Origin of the sequence: Brachyspira sp. (genome assembly GCF_029258575.1) — a bacterium.
Taxonomy (GTDB): Bacteria; Spirochaetota; Brachyspiria; order Brachyspirales; family Brachyspiraceae; genus Brachyspira.
In genome coordinates this window covers 1-12613 of record NZ_JARHYI010000116.1, presented here as the reverse complement: position 1 = coordinate 12613, position 12613 = coordinate 1, and the positions used below count along the sequence as shown (strand labels likewise).

Annotated in this window: 4 protein-coding genes; all 4 read left to right on the top strand. The window is 26.3% G+C overall.

Annotated features, from left to right (window positions below):
- The first annotated feature begins 24 nt into the window (after window positions 1-24).
- Entirely contained in the window at window positions 25-1461 is a 1437-nt protein-coding gene (locus Q1J76_RS08775; protein WP_300377984.1) for an FGGY-family carbohydrate kinase, read from the top strand.
- Window positions 1462-1577: 116 nt separating this feature from the next.
- Window positions 1578-2873, top strand: a complete 1296-nt coding sequence (locus Q1J76_RS08770; protein ID WP_300377981.1) for an MFS transporter — start codon at window positions 1578-1580, stop codon at window positions 2871-2873.
- Window positions 2874-2889: 16 nt separating this feature from the next.
- Window positions 2890-4416, top strand: a complete 1527-nt coding sequence (locus Q1J76_RS08765; protein WP_300377978.1) for a BCCT family transporter — start codon at window positions 2890-2892, stop codon at window positions 4414-4416.
- Between the two features lie 284 nt (window positions 4417-4700).
- Window positions 4701-12613 (top strand): SpiroCoCo family coiled-coil protein (locus tag Q1J76_RS08760; protein WP_498034213.1); only part of this gene is annotated, 7913 nt, incomplete at its 3' end.

Sequence of the window (12613 nt, the reverse complement as noted above, 5' to 3'; positions counted from 1 at the left end):
ACCTTATTTATGGAGTTTTTCATTATGAGTAATAAATATATTTTAGGTATAGACGGTGGTTCTCAAAGTACAAAAATAGTTATTTTTGATACTGAAGGAAATATCATTTGTGAAGGAAAAGAAAATTTAAAACCAATGATATATAATAGAAAACCTGGTTATGTTGAACATCCAGATGATGATTTGTATGATTCATTGAAAATAGCAAGTAAAAAGGCATTAGTTAATTTTAAAGGCGATTTAAAAGATATAATAGGCGTTGGTTTATGTACTATAAGATGCTGTAAGGCATTTTTAAAAGCTGATGGAAGTTTAGCTGAACCTATAATGAGTTGGATGGATGTAAGAGCTTATACTCCATATGAGGCTGAAAATAAAGAAGTTAAATATATAACTGCTTCTACTGGTTATATGACTCATAGATTCACAGGTGAGTTTAAAGATACTATTTCTAATTCTATTCCATTTCAATTCCCAACAGATATAAAAACATGGGATTGGGATTCTAATGATGAAGCTTTCAAAAAATTCAATGCTCCAAGAGATATGTTCTTTGATTTACAAATGCCCGGAACTATATTAGGCTATATAACTAAAAAAGCATCTGAAGAAACAGGAATACCTGAAGGGATACCAGTAATAGCAACAGCTAATGATAAAGCAGTAGAAGCATTGGGAGCAGGTTTGATAGATCATGATACTTGTTTAATTTCACTAGGTACATATATAGCTTCTATGGTTTTAGGAAGTGAAAATACAGATGATGGAAAGAGTTATTTTACTAATTTTGCAGATATACCCAATCAATACTTATATGAAAGCTCTGGAATAAGAAGAGGAATGTGGACTATAAGTTGGTTTAGAGATTTGCTTGGAGAGGAAGTAATAAATAGAGCTAAAGAAAATAATATGTTCCCAGATCAGTATCTTGATAATTTGGCTAAAGATATTCCAGCGGGTACTTATGGATTAATGGTTATTTTGGATTGGCTTTCTTTAACTAGTGAACCTTATAAAAGAGGTGTGATGATAGGATTCAATGAAAAACATCATGCTGAGCATATATTTAGAGCTATTATAGAAGGCATTACTTTAACTATGAAAAATCATGCTGTAAATATGTTTAATGAATTAGGCATAAAACCCAAAAGACTTATCATATCTGGTGGCGGATCAAATAGTCCTGTATTTATGAAATGTATGGCTGATGCTTTTGGACTTCCTACTTATAAAAATGTTGTTAATGGGGCTGCTAGTTTAGGTACTGCTATAAATGTTGCTGTTGGACTTGGAATTTATTCAGATTATAAAGAAGCTGTAGAAAAAATGGTGAAAATAAAAGAAGTTGTGTATCCAGATATGAAAAATAATGATGTATATAATAGAATGAATGAAGTTTATAAGAGTATACCTTCTTCTATAGAAAATGTATTGAAGAGAAGTCATAAGATTTTTAAATAATATTTAATATCTATAAATTACAATATATGTATTTATCATCTTAATTATTTTATTCATTTATATGAAAGATATTATTTATTATGGCTATATGATTAATTAAAATAATGGAGTACAATATGAGTAATATTTCTAATGCAAGTAATAAAATGAGATATTTTAAGATATTTCTATTGATATTAGGTTCTGGAGTAATATACCCTGTTTTATATTTAAGACAAAATTACCAGACATCTATAACATTGATATTTGATATGACTGTTCAAGATTTGAATTTCTTGTATTTAATTTTGGGAATTATGAATATCATTGGATATGTACAAAGCGGATTGTTAGCCGATAAATTTTCAGCTAGAAAGCTAATTTCTTTATCATTATTTCTAACTGGAGCTTTTGGGCTTTGGTTTGCTCAAATACCAGATAAAAAATTTTTAGTATTCATATATATTGGCTGGGGAATTTCTGCAGTATTTACATTCTGGAGTGCTTTATTGAAAGGTATAAAATTATTAGCCAAAAAAGATGAACAGGCTAGAATATTCGGTTTTTTAGATGGAGGAAGAGGGTTAATAGAAGCATTACTTGGAGTTGTGGCTGTAAGTATGTTTGCTTTCATATTAAGAGATAATATGAATGATGCAGCATTAACTAAAAAAGCATTGCAGTCTATCATATACATGTATTCATTTTTATGTATATTTATAGCCATATTAATTTTTATATTTCTTAAAGAAGATAAAGACAATAATAATGTAGAAACTAATAATGATGAAAATAATCAGCCTAAAGTAAAAAGAAGCATGCTTGAAGATATAAAAATATTGTTAAGCATTAAAGAATATTGGTTGGCTACAGCAATAATATTTTGTGGATATAGTATTTATTGGACAGTATATTATTACTCAGGTTTTTTAACAGTTAATCATGGAGCTAATGCTGTAATGGCTGGGTATATTTCTGTTGCAATGTTATGGATGCGTCCTGTTGGTGGAATCGGTGGAGGTATGCTCGGTGATAAAATAGGAAGAACTGTTACTATATCAATAGCTATGTTTTTTGGTGTGGTATTATTATTGTTAATGTCTTTATTCAAATCATTTCCTATATCCATATATTATGTACTAGTAATATTAACTGCATTAATAGGTTATGCTTTAAGAGGTTTATATTGGTCTACATTAGATTATTGTGATATACCTGAACATATTCTTGGTAGAGCTATAGGTATTATGTCTATGCTTGGATATTCTGTTGATATTTTTATTCCTTATATTGGTGGAAGAATATTTTCGCATTATAATGATGGTCCTATGGCATATATTGTTTATTTTTTAATGTCTGCATTTATAGGTATAATAGGATTAATAATAACTATTATGCTTCATTTTAGATTGAAAAAAGCATCAAAATTATGAATGGAGGCTGATGTGTATGAAAGAAAGTAAGTTAAGATTATTAGCCTTCATTCCAGCAGCCATTATCCTAGTTGTAGTTGTTATTGTATCAATATTGATTCCAAAATCTTTTATTGAAATTGCTTCTCAAATTAATAGTTTTATTTTAGATAAATTTAGTGGTATATTGAGTTTAACTGCATTTTTGAGTTTGTTATCATGTTTTATAGCTTATTTCTCAAGGCTTGGAAATATAAGAATAGGAGGAGAAAATGCCAAGCCAATGTTTTCAAGGCTTAAAAGTTTCTATATTACATTATGTACAACAATAGCTGCTGGAATAGTATTTTGGGGTACGGTTGAACCCGCTTATCATTTAGCCTATCCTCCAAAATCTCTTAATATAATTCCATTTTCTAAAGAAGCTATCAAATTTACAATAGAAACTATGTTTATGCATTGGACTTTTAATCCATATGCTATATATACATTGCCTACAATAGTATTTGCATTAGCATATTTTAATATGAAGAAACCTTTTTCTGTGCTGAGTCAGTTTTCTTTTTCTAAAATAGAGAATAAGGAATGGTTATTTCAAATTGTAGATGCTGTATGTTTATTATCATTATCTGCTGGTATTATATCTTCATTTATGACTGTAACAATAAATATAGGCGGTGCAATATCTTCTATGATTAGTGTAAAAAATGTAGAATTGTTGCGGGCTATTATATTAATTATTATGTTCACATTTTTCACATTATCTTCTATCAGTGGTCTTGCAAAAGGTATAAATTTATTATCAAATTTCAATATTTTTATATACTTTATAATATTGATATTTGTTATACTATTTGGACCATTTAGTTATTCTTTAAATTCTTCTATAGAAGCTTTTGGAGGGTATTTAAGTAATTTTTTTGATAGAAGTTTAATGACAGGAGCCATTTTTGAGGATCCATGGTCTAAATCATGGACTACATTTTATTGGTCAAATTGGATAGCATGGGCACCTATATCGGCATGTTTTTTGGGTAGATTGGCATATGGTCATAGGGTAAAAGATGTTATACTGTATACCTTTATATATCCTTCAATATTTTCTGTAGTTTGGATAACTTTTTTCAGCGGTTATTCCATATATTTACAGATTACTAATCAAATAGATGTTATAAGTCTTATTAATAATGGAAAAATAGATTTAATTCCATATGTTATTCTGAAACAATTGCCTCTTGGTAATGTTTTAGTTCCATTCTTTTTAATAGTTGTATTTATAAGTTTTGTTACCTCGGCAAATTCTATGACAAATGTTATGGCAGCTATATCATCTACTGGTATAACTCCAGATAATCAAGAGGCTAATATGTCTTATAAATTATTTTGGGGTATTTCTATAACAATTATTACATATATAATGCTAAAATATACAAATATAGATGGTATAAAAATGTTTTCCAATTTTGGTGGATTTCCAGCCATGTTTTTTCAGATATTTGCATTTATTAATTTAATGATTATAATAACTAATATACATAAAGATAAATATAAAAATATTATGTAATTTTACTATAAAATAAGCATATTTGTTATTATGTAATGAATATGCTATTTTTTATCACTTTACTTTCATCTTTATAAAAAATACTGAGATTTTATGATAAAAGATACTTATTATTTATAATAAGGTTGTGTTTACATAAGAAATTATTATGATAATATATAAAAAGTTGATTTTTTATTCAAAATTCTTCTATATATACATACTTAGATAAACGAATACTATTGACATATACATTAACATAATATAAAATTATGTTAATATACTATATTTACGGAGTTTTTTTTATGACCCCTGTTCTTCAATTAATACTTACTTTTGCTGTTCCTCTAATACTTATCGGCGTTTATAGTGTAATTAATAAGAAAAAAAATTCAAATTATGATAATTTTAATGACTTTTTCGCTGAAGAGAAAGCCGTGCTTGAAGGCATTGTAGAAGAGAAAATTTCTGAAGTTAGAGATAATGCCATAGATTTAGAAATAGCAGTAAAAAAGGCTGGTTTTATAAGTAAATCTATGGAAGAAGATCTAGCTAAATTAAATAAAAGAATAGAGTCATATAAAGACTATAAAGCAGCTGTGTCTCAGTATCAGCAGCAGGTTGATTCGCTTGAAGAAGCTTATTTGGAGATACTTAATAAAGTAGACACTGTTTTGAAAGAAAGAAATACTATTGAAAAAACTTATAAAAGAATTTCTGATGTCAAAGCAAAAATGACAGAATTAGAAAAAAATGTGGGTTCTATACAGGATAAATTAATAGAATCTTATAATTCTAAATTAAATGAATTTGAAAGTGAACTTTATAAGAGATTTGATGCCCTTACAACTAACCTACTCGCCCGTGATGCTCATTATAGCACTATGGCTGAACAGGAAAAAGAGAAAATATCGGCTCTTACAGAAGAATTTAAGCTTCATGTTGCTAAAAAAGAAGAATTATTTACAAATCAGCTTACTCAGCTTGCTGAAAGAACAGCCCGTCATAATATAGAACAATTAGCAGAACTATTTGAAAAAGGAAGAGATGAACTTATTAATAAATATTCATCATTTGCTAATGAGATAGATAATAAGTCTAAAGATATAGAAAATCGTTATGAAACTTTAAGTCAGTCTAAAGATGGTTTGGAAACAGAGTTAAATAACTTAAGAGATACTATTCATGATAGATTAAACTCCATAACAGAATCTAGTGTATTAGAGTTCAAAGATGAGATGGAAAAAACTAAAGAAATGCTCTACTCTACTCTAAAAGAAGGGCTTGAGAAAATAAGTCAGGATAGAGAGGAGTTTTTAGACTCTATAGAACAAAAGGCTCATTCTTTGGAGAAATCTATAGATGATATAAAAGATAAAGCTGATTATATAAGCAAAGATTATTCAGAAAAAGCTAGTCAATTGGAAAATGAGTTTTCATCATTAAAAGATGATATAAACAATAGATTTGTAGCCGAAATAGAGAATTTCTCTAATCATATAAGAAATGTACTTGAAAATGAAGATGATGGTGTAATAACTTTATATAGAAATAAAACAAAAGAACTTAATGATTTAATCATATCTATAGACGGTATGAGCGAAGAAACTATGCTTAAAGCTGAAAGCAGATTTGAGGATATAGTTAATGATATAGATAAATTGAAAGATGATATATTAACTAGAGCTCAAGATGATATGGAGTACTCTATAGATAATGCTAGAAGTTCTTTAATAGCTGAAATCAATGAGCTTAGAAATGATGTTGAAACTGAAACTAATCTTTTAAAAGATAAAATAGATGAAACTCATTATCAAACTTCTGAGATAATCTCTATTCTTGATAATAAGCAGGAAGAGATACTTGATTCTTTAAGTTTGCAAAAAGAGTATTTATATAAAGATTTGGAAGCTCAGGCTAATGACAGAGTAAATGAAATAGAAAGATTATTTAACATTGTAAAAAGCGAATTAGAACAAAATATAGATTCTTATATAAAAAATACTTCTTCTGATTTGAATGCTATTGATGAAAAATTATCAGATTTAAAAGAACAGTATGACAAAGCTTCTTCTGATATAGATACTTTAAGTAAAACTACTGAATCCAATATCAAAGAAAATATAGAAAAGCGTTTGGAAATATTGGAAAGATCGTCTGTAGAAATTAACGGATTGGTAAATAGAGCTAATGATAAATTGGATAATGAAATAAAAGACACTGAAGAAAAGATAGAAGGAATAAAGAAAGAAATTTCAGAGTATAGTGATACTTATATAGAAAGTCTTAAATCTCATTTGAAAAATGTTTTAGATGATTATGAACAGACAAAAATGAAGGCTATAAGTGATAGTATTGATTCTGTTATTAATCAAGTTGATGAAAGTGAGAAAAAACATGATGCTTTAATAAGCAATATAGAAAACTCTATAGATGAGTTCAAAAATAAAATTGATTTAGCTATAAATGAAAATGTTAAATTCAATGAAGAAAGTAAAAAAGAAGTTGCTGATATACTTCATAATGAACTTCGTCAAACTACAGATGCATTTGATTCTCTTTTAAATGAGAAAAGAGACAGTATGAACAAGATAAAAGATGAAATAGAAGATATCATGCATAGAGTTGAAAGTGGTAGAGATGCTTTTGAACGTACTATAAATAAAGTTTATGAAAATGCTGATGACAAAGAAAAAGCATTAATGTCTGATATAGAAGATAAGTATAATTCTTTGGATAAGAAGATAGATGGTGTATTAGATGAAAGAAGATCTGATTTGAATGCTATTAGTGCAGAATATAATGCCATGCTTGAAAAGTATTCTAATAATTTGAAAGATGATTATGAAGAATTAAAACATCATGCTTCTTTAATGAGTGATGAATATAGGGTTCGTATAGAAAAATTGGGTGAGAGAATCAATGAAATAATTGATAATGCTAATAATATGCAGTCTGTTATTGATTTAAAAACTTCAGAAATAGATTCTTATATATCTGATAAAAAAGAAGAGATTGATAATAAAACAGAAAGTATATTTGTTGGTTTAGAGAAAACTTCATTAGAAAAATTAGATGAGCTTAAAGAGTTAATCGATAATGCTATAAATAAATATGAAAATGAAATAAAAGAAATAGAAACTTATAGATTAGAAGAGAAGCAAAGTATTATTGAAGATGTTGAGAATATTGGTGCTGGTATAAGAAGAGATTATGAACAGTATACTAATATGCTTGAAGAACTGTATACTACAGAGAAAAAATTACTTAATGATCATGTTAATAATTTAAAAGATGAGATGGAAAAAGCTAGAGAAGAATCTGAAGCTAAACATCTTACTAATGAATCTAATTATATAGATGAGTATTTAAATAAAACTTCTTTGAAAATAGATGAGGAAGTTAATCGCTTAAATGAAGAATTGAATAGTTCATTTAATACTTTATATAATGGATTCTCAAAAATATTATCTAAAGTAAGAAAGGCTAATAATAAGAAAGCATTACAATATATTGCTAAGCTTAAAAAACATGCTGAAAAAGTGATATCAAATACAGCTGATGAAGTTAGAGACAGTCTTGGTCTTACATTAGAAGATTTGAGAAATGAATTTATATCTTTGAAAGATAATGTTGATGAGAAACTTAGAGAAGAAGCTGATAAATTGATTTCTAATAATGAAAATGTTCTTGCTATATTAGATGATCATGATAATAGATTAGAAAAAATCAATGATATATCAAATATTATAGAAACTGTAAAAGAAACTATTTCTGAACAGATAGAAGAATTACAGTCAAATTTATCTGATAACAATGAAGATTTAAATGCAAGATTGGAAGATATTAAGAAATCTATTATAGATAGAGAAGAGTTGATAGAATTAGCAAACAGTGAAAAAGAATTATTAAAAAATCAGATAGATGATATAAAAGAGGAATTTGAATTATTTAAAGATCAAATTATTAGAACTAATGAAGTTGAAATACCTACTCTATTTGATGAAGAAAAAGAAAGAATAGAAAATATGTTTGATGAGTTTAGTAAGAATTTACTTATGAGACTTACTGACAATGAGAGTGATATACATTATATAAAAGATGTTTTATCAGAGGAGAGAACTCATTTAATATCTCAAATAGAAATTTTAAGAAAGGATGTTGATGATATAAAAGATGATAATACTGTAGAAGTTTTATCTGAAGAGAAAGCTGTGCTTGAAAATTCATTAACTGCTTTGAGAGATGATTTTGACAAGATAATTGATTTGGAAAAAGACTTTATTGATCTTAAAGATAGAATGGAAGGTATTGATAGTGGATTAAAAGATGATGTTAAAGATTTATCTAAAAAGTTAAAAGATTTTAAGGATAATTTAGAAGAGAAAATAGAGAAAGATTCTAACGGATTATATAGAGATTTAGAAACTCTTAATAGAGATTTTGAATCTGTAAAAAATAATATGTCAAAATTATTGGATAAAAATGAAGTTGAGTCTTTAATAAATAATGAAAAAGAAAGATTAGATTCTATATTTGAGGATTTAGCTTCAAATAATGAAGATTTTAGAGATAGACTTGAAAAACGCATAGCTTATTTTGAAGATATGTGGTCTGATAATACTAAAATAAAAAGTATATATGCTTCTGATATAAGAGAAGAAGTTGAGAATATAAGAAAAGAAGCTGATGTTAAATATGACAATCATATTGCAGAATTAAAAGATAAGATGAAGCTTATAGAACAGGATATATATGATTGGAAGAATGGCAATTTGAATACTTTGCTAGGTCAATTAGATGAAGCTAGAAGAGGAATAGAAGAATTTATAAATACTTCTGAAGGTAAGAAAAATCAATTCTTTATTGATATGCTTAATAGTATAGAAAATAAAGAGAATGAAATTTACTCTCGCATAGATGAGAAAATTTTGAATGCTGAAAACAAATTATTATCTATAGATGAAAAATTGAATAATGCTATAGGAAATTCTTTAGAAGAGATACATAATAAAATAAATGAATCTTCTGCAAAATATGATGAAGAAATTAAGAGAATTGAACATCATAGAGCTGATGAAACTGAGAGTATAATATCTGATATAGAGGATTTGGGTAATAGTATAAGGGAAGATTATGAAGAATACTCTATAATGATAGATAAAATTTATGAAGATGCCGTTACTGAATTAGAAACTCATCTTGCTAATATTAAAAATGAAATAGAGAGAACAAGAGTTGAATCTGAAGAGAAGCATTTAATTAATGAGAAAAATTATATAGATGAATATTTATTGGAATATTCAGGTAAATTAGAATCTCAAGTTAATGATAAATTAAATATTTTAACTGAAAGTAAAACTCAATTAGACAGTATGATTAAAGAATCTTTCGATACTATCAATGCTAATTTGAATGAAGCTATATCTAAATTTAATGAAGAATCTGGTAATCAAATACAATCTGTTGTTGAAAGATTGGAGAGAGAAGCTGCTGCAAGATTATTCAGTGAGCAAAAACATATGTCTGAATTAGAGGAGCAGATAAGAGCTATAAGTATTAAAATAGATAATGAAATTTATAATATCTCTTCAAAATTAGATAATGAAGTATCCGATGTTAAATCTAAATATAAAGATTTGAGCAATGATTTTGATGAAGCATTGGATATGATAAAATCTTCTATACTTGACAGAGATGAGCTTATAGAACTTCAGAATTCTGAGAAAGAGCTTTTAGCTGAACAAATGGAAACTTTAAAATCAGATTTTGATTCTTTCAAAGATGAGCTTTTAAAGGCAAATGAAGATGATATACCTGCTTTATTTGAAGAAGAAAAAGAAAAAATAGAGAAAGCATTTGAAGAGTTTACATCTAATCTATTGGATAGAATGAATAATTCTGAAAGTGATATCAATCATGTAAAAGATGCTATAACTGTATTTATAGATAATATAGATAATATTAAAAGAGAAATAGAAGCTATAAAAGAAGATAATACAATAGCCCAGTTAGCTTTGGATAAAGAATCTTTGGAAGATTCATTCAATACTATTAAAGCTGATTTTGACAAATTGGCTGATTTAGAAACAGTTTTGAATCAATTAAGGGATAATGTTGATAATATGGATCTGAATTTGAAAGATTCTATTGATAAATCATCTGAATTAGAAAATCAATTCTCTTCTATAAAAGAAAATCTTTTCAAAGCATTGAGTAAGAATGAAAATATAGAAAATCTATTTTCTGAAGAAGTTCAAAAACTTGACAATTTGTTTAATAATATAAAAACAGATAATGTTGAGTTTAGAAATAGATTAGAAAAGCGTATGGACTATTTTGAGGATATTTGGTCTGATAGTAGCAGAATTAGAAGTTTATATGCTTCTGATTTAAGAGATGAGTTGAAGAGTATAAAATCAGAAACAGATATAAAATTAGAAAATTATGTTAATGATTTGAAATCTAAAATAGATTCTATAACTAATGACGCTTCTTCTTGGAGAGATGAGTATGTTAATGATTTAAAAGATAAAATTGACAGTATGGATAAAGATATATCTAGCTGGAAAGACGGTCGTATAAATGAATTATTAGAACAGTTAGAAAATGCTAAAAATACTATCAATGATTATTTAGAATCATCTGAAGGAAAAAAAGAAGAACTTCTTTCTGATATATTTGCAAAAATAGAAAATAAAGAAAATGAAATATATAGCAGAATTGACAGCAAAATAGAAGATATTGAAAATAAATTATCATCTGTTGATAGTAAAGTTTCTGATAATATAGCTAGCGGATTAGAAGAAGTTGAAAATATGGTTAATAATGCCATTAAAAAGTATGATGATGAGATAAAGAATATAGAACATCATAGATCCGAAGAGAGTAGTAAATTATTAGAGGATATACAATCAGGATATGATTATTATTCTAAACTTATAAATAGCACTTATAAAGATTCATTATCATCTTTAGCTGATTATACTAATAGAATCAAGGCTGAAATTGAAAAAGCTAGAAAGGATGCTGAGAATAAACATCTAAATAATGAAAAAAATTATATTGATGAGTATTTAAAAGATTATTCTTCTAAATTAGATGATAAAATCAATGAGAAAATTGATATACTTAATGATAGTAAGAATAAATTAGATGATATTATAAAAGAGTCATTCAATACTCTTAATGTTAATTTTAATAATGCTATATCTAAATTTAGTGAAGAAGCAGATGCTAAAATCAATAGTACTATTGAAAAATTAGAGAAAGATGCATCTGAAAGATTCTTTAATTATAAGAATTATGTTTATGAACTTGAAGATCATTTAAGATCAATTAATGCCAAAATAGATAATGAGATTTATAATGTATCTTCAAAGTTTGATAATGAAATATCTGATTTGAAAAATAAATATAAAGAATTAAGTATTGATTTTGAAGAATCATTAGATATTGTAAAAAGTTCTATACTTGATAGAGATGAGCTTATAGAACTTCAGAATTCTGAGAAAGATATCATAATAGAAAGAATAGATGATCTCAGAAATGAATTTGATAATTTCAAAAATGAAGTATTGATTGCAAATAGAGATGATATACCTACCCTATTTGAGGAGGAAAAAGAAAGAATAGAAAAGGCATTTGAAGATTTTGCAATTGATTTAGCAGAGAGAATTAATAATTCTGAGAGCGATATTAATTATATTAAAGATTTACTTTCTGAAGACAAATCTTTATTATTAGGGAAAATAGATAATTTGAAATCTGAAATAGAGATTTTGAAAGAAGATGATACTATAACTCAATTAAGTTTAGAAAAACAGGCTTTGGAAGAATCATTTGATTTAATGAAAAAAGATTTTTCTAAACTTGAAGAACTTGAAAATAATTTATATGAATTGAAAAATAATATGAATTATGCTGATGTAAATTTAAAAGATGAAGTATTAAATATATCTAATAAATTTGATTCTTTTGAAAATAAAATAAAGGACAATAAAGAGTATATAGATAATAGTCTAAATAAACAATATGCTGATTTTTATAAAGATATTGATTTAATTAAAAATGCTGTATCTGATTCCATAAATAAATCCTCAGAGTTGGAAGATCAGATATTGAAAGATAAAGAAGAATTAGAAAGTAAATTAATCTCTATTAAAGATAATTTATTTTCAGTATCTGGTAAAAATGAAAGTATAGAGCATTTATTTAA